The 14,615-nt window shown below is 56.6% G+C and carries 15 protein-coding genes; 13 read left to right on the plus strand and 2 right to left on the minus strand.

Translation table 11 applies throughout. The features are described 5' to 3' along the window. Positions 1 to 89: 89 nt before the first annotated feature. Positions 90 to 983, minus strand: coding sequence for a tRNA (adenosine(37)-N6)-dimethylallyltransferase MiaA (gene miaA / locus AC2D8V_RS15240; protein WP_484734569.1), 894 nt, complete (start codon positions 981 to 983; stop codon positions 90 to 92). 94 nt (positions 984 to 1,077) lie between these two features. On the opposite strand from miaA, the gene pyrH reads away from it, so the two are divergent. The 13 genes from pyrH to lpxB all read left to right on the plus strand — a co-directional run bounded on the left by pyrH (position 1,078) and on the right by lpxB (position 13,359). After that, the gene (pyrH, locus tag AC2D8V_RS15245; protein ID WP_484734425.1) at positions 1,078 to 1,806 is read left to right on the plus strand and encodes a UMP kinase; all 729 of its coding nucleotides are present in this window, start codon (positions 1,078 to 1,080) and stop codon (positions 1,804 to 1,806) included. Positions 1,807 to 1,907: 101 nt separating this feature from the next. Beyond that, positions 1,908 to 2,471, plus strand: a complete 564-nt coding sequence (gene frr / locus AC2D8V_RS15250) for a ribosome recycling factor (protein ID WP_484734426.1) — start codon at positions 1,908 to 1,910, stop codon at positions 2,469 to 2,471. 212 nt (positions 2,472 to 2,683) lie between these two features. Continuing rightward, positions 2,684 to 3,391 carry a polyprenyl diphosphate synthase gene (gene uppS, locus AC2D8V_RS15255; protein WP_484734570.1) on the plus strand — a complete coding sequence of 236 codons (708 nt, stop codon included), beginning with the start codon at positions 2,684 to 2,686 and terminating at the stop codon, positions 3,389 to 3,391. Positions 3,392 to 3,401: 10 nt separating this feature from the next. Next, entirely contained in the window at positions 3,402 to 4,190 is a 789-nt protein-coding gene (locus AC2D8V_RS15260; protein ID WP_484734427.1) for a phosphatidate cytidylyltransferase, read from the plus strand. A gap of 6 nt (positions 4,191 to 4,196) precedes the next feature. Then, positions 4,197 to 5,372, plus strand: a complete 1,176-nt coding sequence (gene dxr, locus AC2D8V_RS15265; RefSeq protein WP_484734428.1) for a 1-deoxy-D-xylulose-5-phosphate reductoisomerase — start codon at positions 4,197 to 4,199, stop codon at positions 5,370 to 5,372. 2 nt (positions 5,373 to 5,374) lie between these two features. Continuing rightward, positions 5,375 to 6,745, plus strand: coding sequence for an RIP metalloprotease RseP (gene rseP, locus AC2D8V_RS15270; protein ID WP_484734571.1), 1,371 nt, complete (start codon positions 5,375 to 5,377; stop codon positions 6,743 to 6,745). Positions 6,746 to 6,855: 110 nt separating this feature from the next. Then, complete coding sequence (locus tag AC2D8V_RS15275) at positions 6,856 to 6,987, plus strand: hypothetical protein (protein ID WP_484734429.1); 132 nt, start codon at positions 6,856 to 6,858, stop codon at positions 6,985 to 6,987. Positions 6,988 to 7,154: 167 nt separating this feature from the next. Further along, entirely contained in the window at positions 7,155 to 9,518 is a 2,364-nt protein-coding gene (bamA, locus tag AC2D8V_RS15280; RefSeq protein WP_484734430.1) for an outer membrane protein assembly factor BamA, read from the plus strand. Between the two features lie 3 nt (positions 9,519 to 9,521). Further along, a complete protein-coding gene (locus AC2D8V_RS15285) occupies positions 9,522 to 10,085 on the plus strand; it encodes an OmpH/Skp family outer membrane protein (RefSeq protein WP_484734431.1) in 564 nt (187 codons plus the stop codon). An 80-nt stretch (positions 10,086 to 10,165) separates the two neighbouring features. Continuing rightward, a complete protein-coding gene (fabZ, locus tag AC2D8V_RS15290) occupies positions 10,166 to 10,624 on the plus strand; it encodes a 3-hydroxyacyl-ACP dehydratase FabZ (RefSeq protein WP_484734432.1) in 459 nt (152 codons plus the stop codon). A gap of 4 nt (positions 10,625 to 10,628) precedes the next feature. Beyond that, complete coding sequence (gene lpxA, locus AC2D8V_RS15295; RefSeq protein ID WP_484734433.1) at positions 10,629 to 11,411, plus strand: acyl-ACP--UDP-N-acetylglucosamine O-acyltransferase; 783 nt, start codon at positions 10,629 to 10,631, stop codon at positions 11,409 to 11,411. Further along, on the plus strand, positions 11,411 to 12,202 hold the full coding sequence (locus AC2D8V_RS15300; protein ID WP_484734434.1) for an LpxI family protein: 792 nt from the start codon (positions 11,411 to 11,413) through the stop codon (positions 12,200 to 12,202). The genes lpxA and AC2D8V_RS15300 overlap by 1 nt, the downstream gene beginning before the upstream one ends. Then, on the plus strand, positions 12,202 to 13,359 hold the full coding sequence (lpxB, locus tag AC2D8V_RS15305) for a lipid-A-disaccharide synthase (RefSeq protein ID WP_484734435.1): 1,158 nt from the start codon (positions 12,202 to 12,204) through the stop codon (positions 13,357 to 13,359). The genes AC2D8V_RS15300 and lpxB overlap by 1 nt, the downstream gene beginning before the upstream one ends. A gap of 68 nt (positions 13,360 to 13,427) precedes the next feature. Here the strand turns inward: lpxB and mnmA are convergent, their stop codons facing one another. After that, positions 13,428 to 14,570, minus strand: a complete 1,143-nt coding sequence (mnmA, locus tag AC2D8V_RS15310; RefSeq protein ID WP_484734436.1) for a tRNA 2-thiouridine(34) synthase MnmA — start codon at positions 14,568 to 14,570, stop codon at positions 13,428 to 13,430. Between the last annotated feature and the right edge of the window lie 45 nt (positions 14,571 to 14,615).

Raw genomic sequence — 14,615 nt, forward strand, 5'->3', positions numbered from 1 at the left:
GTGCTGTAATTGTCGAAATTTGTCAGGTTTCAAAAGCCACTAACAAAAAATGACTGTGGAGTCATCGGTTATGTGAAACACACGATCGTCTAATCGGCCGGATTATAACGCAACCAATCGCCCATTTTTGATCGAAACCACGTCCTTTGGCGCTTTGCGTACTGACGCGTCGCGATTGTTGCTGCTTGTTTTGCTTCGGCAAGTGACATGCGCCCGTCCAGATACGCCATCAGTTCAGGCGCGCCAATGGCGCGATGCGCAGGCAAACTCGGGTCATAATCGGGCTGAAGCGCGCGCGCCTCATCCAGAGCGCCCTTGTCGATCATCATTCCAAACCGCTGCTCAATCCGGTCATTCAGCCACTGTTTTTCGACATCAAGGACGATCGGTGTCGTCGCAGAAAGGTCAAGTAACGGCGGTCCGGTGTTTTTCTGCCATTCTGCCAACCCGCGACCTGTGGCGGTCAAAACCTCCCATGCCCGTTGCACGCGCGCCCGGTTAGCCGTGTCGATTGACGCCCGTGTCGCGTCATCCAATTGGTCGAGCATGTACGACAGTTCCAAGGTGTCGCCCTCTGCGCGCACCTCGCTCGGCGTTGCAGGGATGTCGGCCAAACCTTTCGTCAGCGCCGAAAAATATAGACCAGTGCCGCCAACAAATATCAGACGGTCGGCGCGCGTCAGTTCTGCGGAGACTTCACGCAGCCAATGACCCGCTGAATAGGTCGACTGGGCAGGTACATGGCCATACAACCGGTGCGGGGTTTGCAATTCATCTTCGGCAGAGGGGCGGGCGGTCAGCACGCGCCAGCAAGCATAAACCTGACTCGCATCAGCGTTTACGATGACACCCCCTTGTGCTTGAGCAATCCGGAGCGCCAGGTCTGATTTTCCCGATGCAGTGGGCCCGGCGATCAGCACGTGGCGATCCGGGTCGACAGCGTCAAGCAAGAACTTTTCGGTCAATATCCCGGTCTGTGTCATTTTTCGCAGTCTTTGGTCGCGGGGCGCATTGAAGTTCCGCAGCTTTTCCGACATTTTGCGCGCAATTACAAATAGCCCAGCAGGAGCTTTTCTCATGACAACTTTGGAAACCGAGGTCGCGTTCAAGAGGGTCATGCTGAAGATCTCGGGCGAGGCACTGATGGGCGATCAAGGCTTTGGCCTTAACCCGCCAACGGTTGAACGTATCGCGGCGGAAGTGAAATCCGTGCACGATCTCGGCGTCGAAATTTGCATGGTGATTGGCGGTGGTAATATATTTCGTGGATTGCAGGGTTCCGCACAAGGTATGGAGCGGACGACTGCAGACTACATGGGAATGCTGGCCACCGTTATGAACGCGCTTGCGATGCAATCTGCCCTCGAAGGTTTGGGCATCCACACCCGTGTGATCTCGGCAATTACAATGAACGAGGTGGCAGAACCCTACATCCGTCGTCGTGCTGTGAGGCACCTCGAGAAGAAGCGGGTTTGCATCTTTGCGGCTGGAACGGGTAACCCGTATTTCACAACAGATACCGCAGCGACGTTACGGGCTAACGAGATGTCTTGCGAAGCGATCTTCAAGGGAACAAAGGTTGACGGGGTATACGACAAAGACCCGGCAAAACACACAGATGCCAAACGATATGATGTTGTCAGCTACGACGACGTTCTCTCGAAACGTCTTGGCGTCATGGATGCCTCGGCCATTGCACTGGCGCGCGACAACAACTTGCCGATCATCGTGTTTTCGTTGGACGAGCCTGGCGGATTTCGTGGTATCTTGGCGGGCGAGGGCACTTACACGCGGGTGCAGGGCTAAGCGTATCGGCCTCTGGCCTTTCTGCGCCAAGCCGACTTATATAGCGCATACGATCCGGCAGCCTGTGCGCTGTCACAACAAATACTGGGCAGGAATACCTCATGTCAGAAGATTTCATGTTGGACACAGACGACATCGAACGCCGCATGGACGGCGCGTTGTCGGCATTGAAAACCGAATTTGCATCGCTGCGTACCGGGCGTGCCTCGGCATCCATGCTGGAGCCTGTAATGGTCGACGCCTACGGTCAACGTACACCGATCAATCAAGTCGGAACAGTCAACGTGCCTGAACCTCGTATGGTGACGGTAAATGTCTGGGACAAAGGTTTGGTCGGCAAGGTCGAGAAAGCAATCCGTGAAAGCGGTCTTGGGATCAATCCGCAACTCAACGGCACAATCATCATGTTGCCGATCCCCGAACTGAACGAAGAGCGCCGCCGCGAATTGAGCAAGGTGGCCGGGCACTACGCGGAAAATGCGCGCGTCTCGGTGCGCAACATCCGGCGGGATGGCATGGATCAGATCAAAAAGGCGAAAGCTGACGGTTTGTCCGAAGACGATCAAAAGCTCTGGGAATCCGAGATGCAGGAGATCACGGATCGCTTTATCAAAAGCATCGATGACCAGCTTTCCACCAAGCAAGGTGAAATCATGCAAGTCTGACGCGCGTCGGCGTCACATTGATGAACTTCGCTAAAATTCCTCAACCTTGGTTGGGCGACCGGAACGATTTTCTGCTTTTTGAGGTGGTCATGTGCGGTTGCTCTGTGCAACAAGACGTCTAGCAGTAATTAATTCTCGTACCTGAGTGGCATCGCACCACAAGGTCGGAGGGTGTACCAATAGAGCCCGAGCGCCAACCTGAACCGAACCAAATTGACGGGTGTCCCCGGCATGTTGCCATCATAATGGACGGCAATGGCAGATGGGCGACCCAGCGCGGGAGGCCGCGGCTATTCGGTCACCACGCGGGTGCGCGGCGCGTGCGCGAAATCGTCGAGACGTGCCCCGAAATCGGGGTTGAGTATCTCACGATTTTTGCTTTTTCCACAGAAAACTGGAAGCGCACTCAGGTCGAAGTTGCCGGCCTTATGAGCCTCTTTCGTCGCTACATCATCAAAGAGACGCGGGCGCTTAACGCTTTTGGTGCGCGGGTCCGCTTCATCGGCGACAGGGTTCGGCTGGACGACAAACTGACGAAACTGATGCGGGAGCTTGAAGAATCCACCGCTGGCAACGGACGCGTTAATCTTACAATCGCGCTGAACTATGGCGGCCGCGACGAGGTGGCCCGTGCCACCAAAAGACTGGCGCAGGATGTCGCGAAAGGTCGGTTGCTTCCCGAGGACGTCAACGAGGAAACGCTGCCGCGCTACCTTGATACGCATGTTCTGCCAGATCCGGATCTGGTGATCCGTACCAGCGGCGAGGCACGCATTTCGAACTTTCTACTCTGGCAATCTGCCTATGCGGAGTACGAATTCATCGACACGCTCTGGCCGGATTTCACGCAAGCCGAGTTCCGGCGTCTATGCAGTGACTATGGCGGACGGGAACGTCGTTATGGCGGTGTGAAGTCGTGACGGACCCTTTATGACGGCCAAATCCGAAAAGTGGTCTGATCTTGCCGTGCGGCTCGGGTCCGGCGGTGCGATGGTTCTGCTTGGATTGTGGGGCGTCTGGACAGGTGGATGGGTGTTCCACGCTATGGTTGCGCTTATCTGCGGGCTGATGGTTTGGGAATTGGTGCGCATGATTGCCCCCCTTGATCCCAGCACAGCTGTTCAGTTGGGCTTGCTCAGCGGTGCGGTCATGGGCCTCACCACCTATATTCCGCCGGGGTTTGCTTTGCCGATCCTGTTGGCGCCAGCCTTGGTTGGATTTGGCCAGTTAAGGGACAACCGCGTCATCTTTATGGTGTTTACGGTTATGGTGCTTTTGGCTGGCTTCGGCATGGTGCAGGTACGAAACGATCTGGGTTTTGATTGGATGCTGTGGCTCGTTCTCGTGGTGGTTGCCACGGACGTGGTAGGGTACTTTGCTGGCCGAATGATTGGCGGACCAAAGTTCTGGCCCGCCGTCAGCCCGAAAAAAACATGGGCCGGTACTGGGTTTGGCTGGCTGGGCGCGGCCTTGGTCGGTGTGTTTTTCATGTTCAAAATGGGGGTCGGGCCGCAACTGGTCGGCGTGTCGGTGGCGATCTCTATGGCCAGCCAGATGGGCGACATAGCAGAAAGCGCTATCAAACGGCGCATGGGGGTCAAGGACAGCTCTAACCTGATCCCGGGACATGGGGGTGTCCTTGACCGTTTCGATGGTATGCTTGGTGCATCTGTTTTCCTGCTGATCATTGGTCCGCTGCTGTCACCGGGCTGGGTATAAGCAACAGTGGCACGACGTGTTTCCATCTTTGGAGCGACCGGCTCGATAGGGCAAAACACGATAGATTTAATCTCGCGTGCGCCTGACTCCTATGAAGTCGTGGCCCTGTCGGGAGCTGGAAATATCCACCAGCTTGCAGCAGATGCAATTCGACTGAAAGCGGAGGTTGCAGTCACCGCGATTCCGGAAAGACTGCAAGAGCTGCGCGAGAGCCTTGCTGGCTCGGGTGTCGAGGCCGCGGCCGGTCCTGACGCGTTGGTAGAGGCGGCTTCACGACCGGCAGATTGGGTCATGTCAGCAATCGTCGGCGCAGCTGGTCTGGCCCCCGGTCTCAGGGCGCTGGAGCAGGGCGCAACGCTCGCACTGGCGAACAAAGAATCTCTTGTTTGCGCCGGTCAGTTGATGTTGCACACCGCGCGGGCTTCCGGCGCGCGGCTGCTGCCTGTCGACAGTGAACACTCGGCTGTATTTCAAGCACTGGTGGGCGAGGAAATATCGGCTGTCGAACGGGTCATCATTACCGCAAGCGGTGGTGCCTTTCGCGACTGGCCAATAGAAAAACTTGCCGATGCGACGCTGGCGGAGGCCTCCAACCATCCAAATTGGGATATGGGGCAGAGAATTACGATCGACTCCGCGTCAATGTTTAACAAGGCGCTGGAGTTAATTGAAACAAAAGAATTTTTCGGCGTAGATCCAGAGAAGGTAGAAGTCATTGTGCATCCTGAATCGATGATACACGCTTTGGTCGGATTTAACGACGGGGCGCTGATGGCCCACGTAGGCCCTCCCGATATGCGTCATGCGATTGGCTATGCGCTGCATTGGCCTGAAAGACAGTCATTACCGGTCGAACGGTTGGACCTTGCCGCTGTTGGTACACTGTCATTCCGCGCGCCCTGCGAACGACGCTGGCCCGCATTACGTCTGGCAAGAGAGGTCATGGCGTCGGGCGGGCTTGCCGGCGCTGTATTTAACGCGGCCAAGGAAACAGCGCTTGATGGATTCATTGCCGGAAAAATCGGATTTACGCGAATGGCAGAAGTCGTCGAAGACGTCTTGAACAAATTGTCAGCCAAGCCGGGTCATATTGATGCCACCATGACCCTTGATAACGTGGCACAAATTGACCATCTCGCGCGTAAGGAAGCGTGGGACGTCATCACGAGGAGCTCGAGTTAGTTTTGGATATCTTTGCCTTGATCCCGCAGTTTGGCGGGTTGATCTGGACGATTGCCGCGTTTGTTCTCGCGCTGTCTGTCATTGTGGCGATCCACGAATACGGTCACTACATCGTCGGCCGTTGGTCGGGCATTCATGCAGATGTCTTTTCAATCGGTTTCGGGCCGGTCTTGTACTCGCGGATTGATAAGCGGGGCACGCGTTGGCAGGTTGCGGCACTGCCCTTTGGCGGCTACGTCAAATTTGCAGGGGACTCGAACGCAGCATCCGGCAAAGACGAGGATGCAATGGCCGAGGTCGAAAGCGACCCCGTACGCCTGCGTGCAACGATGCACGGCGCACCGCTTTGGGCCCGCACGGCAACAGTTGCCGCAGGGCCGATTTTTAACTTTGCGCTATCGATCATCGTATTCTCCGCAGTGATGTTAACCGGCGGTGTGTCAAAAGACCCGCTGACGGTGGGAGAGTTGCGGGACTTGCCGCAAGACGCTGAATGGATTGAGAGCGCGGAAGCGCTGCAGCCGGGTGACGAGATCATTGCCATTGAAGGTGATACGCTGCCCAGCGCCGAGGATCGCGAGGCATACGATGCGTTCATTGACGGTTTGCCGCAAACTCCGGTGCTGGATTACACCGTGCTGCGCGGCGGCGAAGAAGTGAGCGCGCGTGGCCCATATCTGTTGCCCCCATTCGTGAATGGCCTCAGCCCGCAAAGCGCGTCGATGGAGGCCGGGATCGAAATTGGCGACGTCATCACAGCAATTGACGGAAATGACGTATTTGCGTTTCGACAACTGAAAACGGCTGTCGAGGGTGGAAATGGCGAAACGCTCGCTCTGACAATTTGGCGGAACGGTGAAGTTTTGCAAAAGTCGCTCACGCCCAAACGTGTTGATGAGCCACAGCGCGACGGCGGTTTTGTCACGCATTGGCGCATTGGGATTGCAGGTGGCATTGCGTTTGAGCCAGCGCGAGAGAACCCTGGCATCGGAGATGCGATCACTGGCGGCATCGCTCAAACGTGGCGCATCATTGACGGGTCGCTTTCAGGCCTTGCCCACATGATTACAGGAGCGATCAGCACCTGTAACCTGAGCGGCCCAATCGGGATCGCCCAGACGTCGGGTGCCATGGCCAGTCAGGGGGCGCAGAGCTTCATCTGGTTTATCGCGGTCCTTAGTACTGCCGTTGGCCTGTTGAACCTGTTTCCTGTACCGGCGCTTGATGGTGGGCACCTTGTATTTTACGCTTATGAGGCTGTCGCCGGAAAACCACCAAGTGACAAGGCGCTTCGCGTACTGATGACTTTCGGTCTTGCCAGCGTTCTGACGCTAATGCTGTTTGCACTCGGGAATGACCTGTTCTGTCCATAAAGCCCAAAAAATCAGTGGCCTCGCGGCCATTGCCCTATTTTCGCCATTTTCTATCCAACTTGTGCCGCAATCGCGCGCTAGGCTGCGCACAGACGTAGGAGGGAAAAACTATGCAGGCAGTACAGAACGGATACCGCGGGTTGAGCCTGCTTGTAGACCTGAACTGGGATCGCGTTTTTTACATCGGGACAATAGCTGTTGCTTTGGGTGCAGGGGCTTGGCTGGGCACGCTGATTAGCTGATCTAGCGGACGAATTTTGCAAAGGGTGTGTTGCGCAGGCGGCACACCCTTTTACACGTCTTGCGCGCTTATTTGGTATCTGACGCTTTTTGGTCCACATGGTTTTGACAATTATGGTAACTCTCGGTAGTCAATAGACCATAAAAAATGATTAGCGCGGGGCAGATCATGACACGGGGCAAAGCAGGCGCTCTCTCGGGCGTTTCGGGCACTTTCAAATCGGCTGGGGCGCTGTTACGCGCCTCTACAGTTTTCTTGGCAATTACAGGCGCTTGGGTTGGGAGCGGCACAGTTGCTGTTGCACAGAACATCACGCTGAACTCGGTGACAATTGAAGGAAACCAGCGTGTCGGAGACGCGGCGATCCTCACACGCGCAGGAATCGTGCCCGGCCAGACGATCTCGCAAGCGCAGTTGAATGCAGCTTTGCAGCGTCTGAATGCCAGTGGATTATTTGAAACGGTGGATTTTACGCCGCGAGGCTCGGGACTTTTGATCACCGTCTCGGAATTCCCCACAATCAACCGTATCAACTTTGAAGGAAATCGCCGTATCTCCGACGAGGCGCTGGCGGAGGCCATCAACTCTAACGAAAGGCGCGTCTTCAATCCGGACGAGGCGGCACGGGACGCAGATTTGATTGCCGAGGCCTATGCAACCGAAGGTCGGATCGCGGCCCGCGTAACACCAACGATTATTCGCCGCTCTGACAACCGTGTTGATTTGGTTTTCGAAATCTTTGAAGGCGACAACGTTGAGATCGAGCGCATCACCTTTACCGGGAACCGAGAGTTTTCGGATCGGCGGTTGCGCAGGGTGCTGGCTACCAAGCAGGCAGGTGTGTTCCGGTCGCTGGTCCGTGCGGACACGCTGGTGGAAGACCGCATCGAATTTGACAAACAGGTATTGCGCGACTTCTACCTGTCGCGCGGGTACATCGACTTCAGAACGAATTCGGTAAATGCCGAGCTGACAGAAGAACGAGACGGATACTTCCTCGTGTTTGACATACAGGAAGGTCAACGTTTCAAGATCGGCCAAATCTCTGTTGTCAGCGAGTTTAGTGGTGCAGACGAAGAGTCGTTCCGTGCTGCCGTGGCGACAAAGTCAGGCGAATGGTATTCTCCCAGCCTGATCGAACAAGACATTGCCCGTATGGAGCGGCAGGGTATTAACGACGGTCTGGATTTTCTGCGCGTTGAGCCGCGCATCGTTCGCGATGAACGCAACCTTGCAATCAACGTCGAGTATGTGCTGACCCGTGGCCCTAGAATCTTTGTCGAACGCATCGACATCGAAGGGAACACGACCACGCTTGACCGCGTCATCCGCAACCAGTTCCGCAGCGTTGAGGGCGATCCTTTCAATCCGCGGGAAATTCGTGAAGCAGCGGAACGTATCCGCGCGCTCGGGTTCTTCACAGAAGCGGACGTTCAGGCGCGCGAAGGGTCGACGCCAGATCAGGTAATCGTTGACGTGGATGTAGAGGAACAGCCAACAGGTTCTTTGACCTTTGGTGCGTCTTTCTCGACCAACGATGGTCTTGGATTTGCCGTGCAATTTCAGGAGCGCAATTTTCTTGGTCGAGGACAGTTCTTCAGCGCCGCCGTTTCCACGGCTTCTGATGATAGGTTGTACCGACTGAATTTTGTGGAACCTACTTTGTTGGGTCGCGACCTTGCGCTGGGTTTGAGTTTGGACATTTCACGCAGTGAAAGCTCTGAATTGACTTACGATGTTGAGCGGGGTTTGTTCTCGCCGTCGCTGACATTCCCGATCGGGGCGAACTCACGCTTGCAGCTCAATTACAAGTATGACCAGGCTGAGATGACAGACCGTGGTGATGCGTCGCAGAACGGGCCGCTGATCGGCAATGAAATTGCAGAGGGTCGGCGCGTAAGCAGCTCTCTCGGATACCGGTTTACGTACGATTCGCGCACCACGGGTCTTGACCCTGAATCCGGGTACCTTCTCGAGTTTGGTCAGGATTTTGCCGGCGTCGGCGGTGACAACACCTTTATCCGCACCACAGCCAAGGCCATCGGAGAAAGAAAGGTCTGGAACGAAGAGATCACCCTGCGCGCCACCTTGGAAGCAGGTGCATTGAATTACAGCAGCGGTGTAAACCGTGCGGTCGATCGTTTCCTTCTGGATTCAACCATTTTGCGCGGCTTTGATCCTGGCGGTATAGGGCCCCGCGATCTGGCCGTGAGTGACCGGGACGCCTTGGGCGGCAACTACTATCTTGCTGCGCGCTTCGAAGCAGAATTTCCTCTCGGGTTGCCGGAAGAGTACGGCATCACGGGTGGGCTCTTTTACGATGTGGGTAACCTTTGGGATTTGTCTGACGTAACAATTCCGGCGGGATCCAATGTCGTTGGCGAAAGCGGGTCGTTCCGTCACGTGGTCGGGGTATCGATCCTGTGGGATACACCGCTTGGTCCGCTCCGCTTCAACTTCTCGAATGCGTTGAAGGCGGAAACATTCGACAGAGAGCAAAGCTTCGAAGTCACGATCAACACGACATTCTAAGCGGTGCGCCTGTCACGTCTCATTCGCGCCGCCGCATCCGCCATTCTGATTTCGGCAGCATTTGCCGGTTCGGCGCAGGACACGGTACCTTTCAACGTGGAAAGTCCGATCCTGACGATCGATTCCGAAGTGCTGTTCGAGACCAGCCAGTACGGCAAGCGAACCATCGAAGAGTTTGAGGCCAGGGCCGCAGAACTGGCCGCAGAGAACCGAAAGATCGAAGAAGCGCTCATCGCAGAGGAGCAGGAACTGACGGAACTGCGCATTACGATGGAGCCGGATGAGTTTCGTGCGCTGGCAGATGCCTTTGACGTCAAAGTACAAATGACCCGTGAGACGCAAGACAGCAAATCGCGCGCCTTGAATACAGAACTGGACGAAAGACGTGTCGTCTTTTTGAACACCGCCTTGCCGATCCTCGAACAGTTGATGGTAGAAGCTGGCGCGGCGGTCGTGTTGGAGCGTCGTTCTGTGTTTATCGGATCCAATGCTGTAGACATCACGCGGGTTGCGGTGGAGCGGCTGAATGCTGCGCTCGCGAATGACGACATTACCCCTGAACAATAGCGCAAGAACCGCGTGCTTGCTCCGACCGGACGGAGTTGTTAGGCACGATGCTAACCAATTGAGTACGAAGGATAGCTGTCATGACAAGCTCGACCACCAGCGCGGATATTCAGATGATCCAGCGGATACTGCCGCATCGTTACCCCTTTTTGCTGGTGGACAAGGTAATCGATATTGACGGAACCGCTTCTTGCTTGGGTATCAAAAACGTCACGATGAATGAGCCGCATTTCCAAGGGCACTTCCCCGGTATGCCAATTATGCCCGGTGTGACCATCGTCGAGGCGATGGCGCAAACCGCAGCGGTCATGGTTGGTGTAACGCTCGAGATGCTGGACAAGGAAATGAAGGTTTACTTCATGGCCATCGACAAAGCCAAATTCCGGCGCAAGGTTATCCCCGGCGACGTTCTTGAGATGCGTCTGACGACCCTGCGCGGTAAGCCTGGTGGCAAGGTTTGGAGATTTGGCGGCATTGCCTCCGTGGAAGGCGAAATGGCCGCTGAAGTTGAATTTACCGCGATGATGGATATGGGGTAAGCGTATGGGCAACATTCATCCCAGCGCAGTGATAGAGCCGGGTGCGCGGATTGACCCGACTGCCGAGGTCGGCCCCTTTTGCATTGTAGGCGAGGACGTGACACTCGATGCCGGGGTTGTTTTGAAAAGCCACGTGGTCGTGACCGGAAACACCAGTATCGGAGAAGAGACCGTAATCTTCCCGTTTGCGGTGATCGGGGAAATTCCACAGGACCTCAAATTCAAAGGCGAAGCCAGCCGACTGGTGATCGGCAAACGCAACCGCATTCGCGAGCATGTCACGATGAACTGTGGCACCGAAGGCGGGGGCGGGGTCACCACCATCGGGGATGACGGTCTGTTTATGGCCGGATGTCACGTCGCGCATGATGCTCAAATCGGGGATCGCTGCATTCTTGTAAATTCGGTGGCGATTGCCGGTCATTGCGTACTGGAGGATGATGTGATCGTGGGAGGACTGTCCGGCGTGCACCAATTCGTCCGCATCGGGCGCGGGGCGATTATTGGCGCGGTCACCATGGTGACTAATGACGTCATTCCCTACGGTCTTGTGCAGGCGCCGCGGGGGGAACTGGACGGGCTCAACCTTGTCGGGCTCAAACGCCGTGGCGTGGAACGCAGCGACATAACCGCCCTGCGGGCAGCTTTCCAGATGCTGGCACAAGGCGAGGGAACATTTCACGCGCGGGCGCATCGCCTGAAAGAGGAAACGACCTCGGAATATGTGCGCGAGATTGTCGACTTCATTCTTGCCGACAGTGATCGGCATTTTTTGACCCCGCAATAATGCTGGCGCTGGTTTCAGGTCGCGGCGCGCTGCCCGCTGCTGTCGCCGGTGCGCAGTCTGTGGCACCGCTGATTTGCGTATTGAAAGGTTTCGCGCCTGATGGTTTGGTGCCTGATATCACCTTTCGACTGGAGCATCTTGGAACCCTGCTGAGCCAGTTGAAGGCGCGCGGAGTAACAGATGTATGCTTTTGTGGCGCTATTGAACGCCCTGCCTTTGACCCCGGGGCGCTGGATCAGGCAACGCTACCGCTCGTGCCGGTTATGATGAAGGCCATGGGCACAGGTGACGACGGCGCTTTGCGCGCAGTTATGGCCTTGTTTGAAGATCACGGCTTCGCAGTGCAGGCCGCACATGCGCTTGCACCTGATCTGTTGGCACCTGAAGGTGTATTGTCTGCGGCACAACCGGATGCGCAGATGCACTCAGATGTAAATCATGCGGATGCCGTTCTGGCGGCATTGTCACCGCTGGATGTGGGACAGGGATGCGTGGTTGGTGGCGGACTGGTTTGGGGTATTGAAACAATTGGCGGCACCGACCACATGCTCTCCACTCTGCCAGACCAGGCAGCATCAAAACGCGCCGTGCTCGTCAAGCACCCCAAAACCGGTCAGGATCTGCGCGCAGACCTGCCGACCGTGGGGCCCGCCACGATTGAGAGGCTGGTCGCGGCAGGGCTCGCCGGTATGGTGATCGAAGCAGGTGCCGTATTGCTACTGGACCGGGATGAGACCATTGCGCGCGCTGATGCCGCGGGCCTTGTTCTCTGGTCCCGTCGTGCGGGGTGATGCGCGTTATCATCCTTGCCGGTGAACCATCGGGTGACCGCTTGGGTGGTGCACTGATGGCCGGATTGAAAGAACTGCAACCGGACGTGTCATTTGATGGGGTAGGCGGTGTTCAGATGCAGGCACAGGGCCTGCAGAGCCGCTTTCCGATGGAAGAACTCAGCGTGATGGGGATTGCGGAAATCCTGCCTAAGTATCGCGCACTCAAGGCGCGGATCGCAGAAACAGCGCAGGCGGTGATCGATACGCAGCCGGATGTTTTGATCACCATAGATGCGCCGGATTTCTCTCTGCGCGTTGCCAAGTTGGTCAAACAAAGCACTCAAATTCGGACTGTTCACTATGTCGCGCCGACAGTTTGGGCATGGCGTCCGGGACGCGCGGCAAAGATGGCGCAGGTGATCGATCACGTTCTCGCGCTCTTTCCGTTCGAACCACCGTATTTTACCGACCAAGGCATTGCTTGCGATTTTGTCGGGCATCCTGTTGTTGCTGAACCTGTAGCCTCCGAGCAGGACGCAGCAGACTTTCGCCGGGATACCAAGATCGGTGATGCGCCGCTTGTGATGGTTTTGCCCGGATCGCGCGCAGGTGAAGTATCGCGATTGGGCGAGGTTTTTGGCGCAGCCGTCGCGCCTGTCATTGCCGCACACCCGGACGCGCGTGTCGTCGTGCCTGCCGCAGCGCCAGTCGCCGACGCGGTAAAGGAAGTTGTGCGTAGGTGGCCCGTGGCCCCACTGGTTCTCGATCCGCGTGATCTGCCCATTGAGGCCGCAAATGCGCGCAAGCGTGCGGCCTTCCGCGCGGCTGACGTGGCGTTGGCAGCATCCGGCACGGTCTCGCTGGAACTTGCTGCAGCCCAGACGCCAATGGTTGTTGCTTACCGCATGCATTGGATCAGCTTCCGTCTGATCCGATGGATGGCGCTGGTGGATACAGTGACGCTCGTTAACCTCGTTTCCGACACCCGCGCAGTTCCGGAGTTTCTGGGGCCCGCATGCCAGCCTGAACCAATAGCGGCAGCGTTATTGCAGACACTGGCCCAACCGACCGCGCAACTTGAGGCAATGGAAACGACCATGGTGCGGTTGGGTCGTGATGATGCCCCGCCCGGACTGCGCGCTGCCCAGGCAGTTTTGTCCAGAATGCACGTGTGATCCAAAGGCTGCGAGGAACGCGCGCTTAGGTTCGGGCGGCTCCGCTACTGGTGCAGCTAAGGCACGGGTCAGCCTTTGTGAATCCAGCCGCCACCGTAGATCCGGCTGCTGTCTGGATCATAAAACACGCATGCTTGTCCGGGAGAAACACCTTCTTCAGGTGTAATCAGTTCAACGGTCGCCGTGTCAGCGTCAATGGGGCGGATGATTGCCTCTGTCGGTGGTCGGGTTGAGCGTACTTTGACCGCAACATGCCATTCACTGCGCGACGTCAGCGGCGCATCGCCCAACCAGTTGATTTCACGGACCGGAATGGTGCGTGTTGACAACATCGACTTTGGTCCGACGATGACGTGTCGTGCCTCGGGGTCAAGTTTGACAACATAGAGCGGGTCAGCGAGGCCACCGATCCCCAATCCCCGCCGTTGACCGATGGTGTAGTTCACCACGCCGTCGTGCTGACCCAAGACCTTACCAGTTGGATCGACGATGTCACCAGGCGCGGCTGCTTCGGGTCGAAGCTTGCGGATAACGGAGGCATAGTCGCCGTTTGGTACAAAGCAGATATCTTGGCTGTCAGGCTTGGCCGCAACGCTCAGCCCGTATTTTTCGGCCAGAGCGCGCGTGTCACCTTTTGACGGCAAATGCCCCAGTGGAAACCGCAAAAAAGCGAGCTGGTCGGGTGTAGTGGAAAACAGGAAGTAGCTTTGATCCCTGTTTGCGTCCGCGGCGCAATGCAACTCGGGGCCCTGCACGCCAAGCTTTCGCTGGATGTAATGTCCTGTCGCCATGCAATCCGCTTCCAGATCCTTGGCTGTTTCCAGAAGATCTTTGAATTTTACCCGCTCGTTGCACCGAATGCAGGGCACTGGTGTGGCACCGCCCAGATAACTGTCGGCAAATTCGTCAATCACCGCATCTTTAAAGATGTTTTCATAATCGAGCACGTAATGCGGAAAACCCATCTGTTCAGACACGCGACGTGCATCATGGATATCGATCCCGGCGCAGCAAGCCCCCTTTTTGGCCAGGGCCGCGCCGTGGTCGTAAAGCTGAAGGGTCACTCCCACTACATCGTATCCCTCGTCAGCAAGCATCGCTGCGACAACGGAACTGTCCACGCCGCCAGACATGGCAACGACAACCCGCGTCTCGGCGGGTGGTTTTGCAAACCCCAACGAGTTCAGCGGGGGGGAATAATCAAGTGGCATCGGAAGACTCCAGCAGTTGTGAGCGAATATAGGAAAATCCTAATT

The organism is Roseobacter sp. YIN89 (assembly GCF_057219365.1).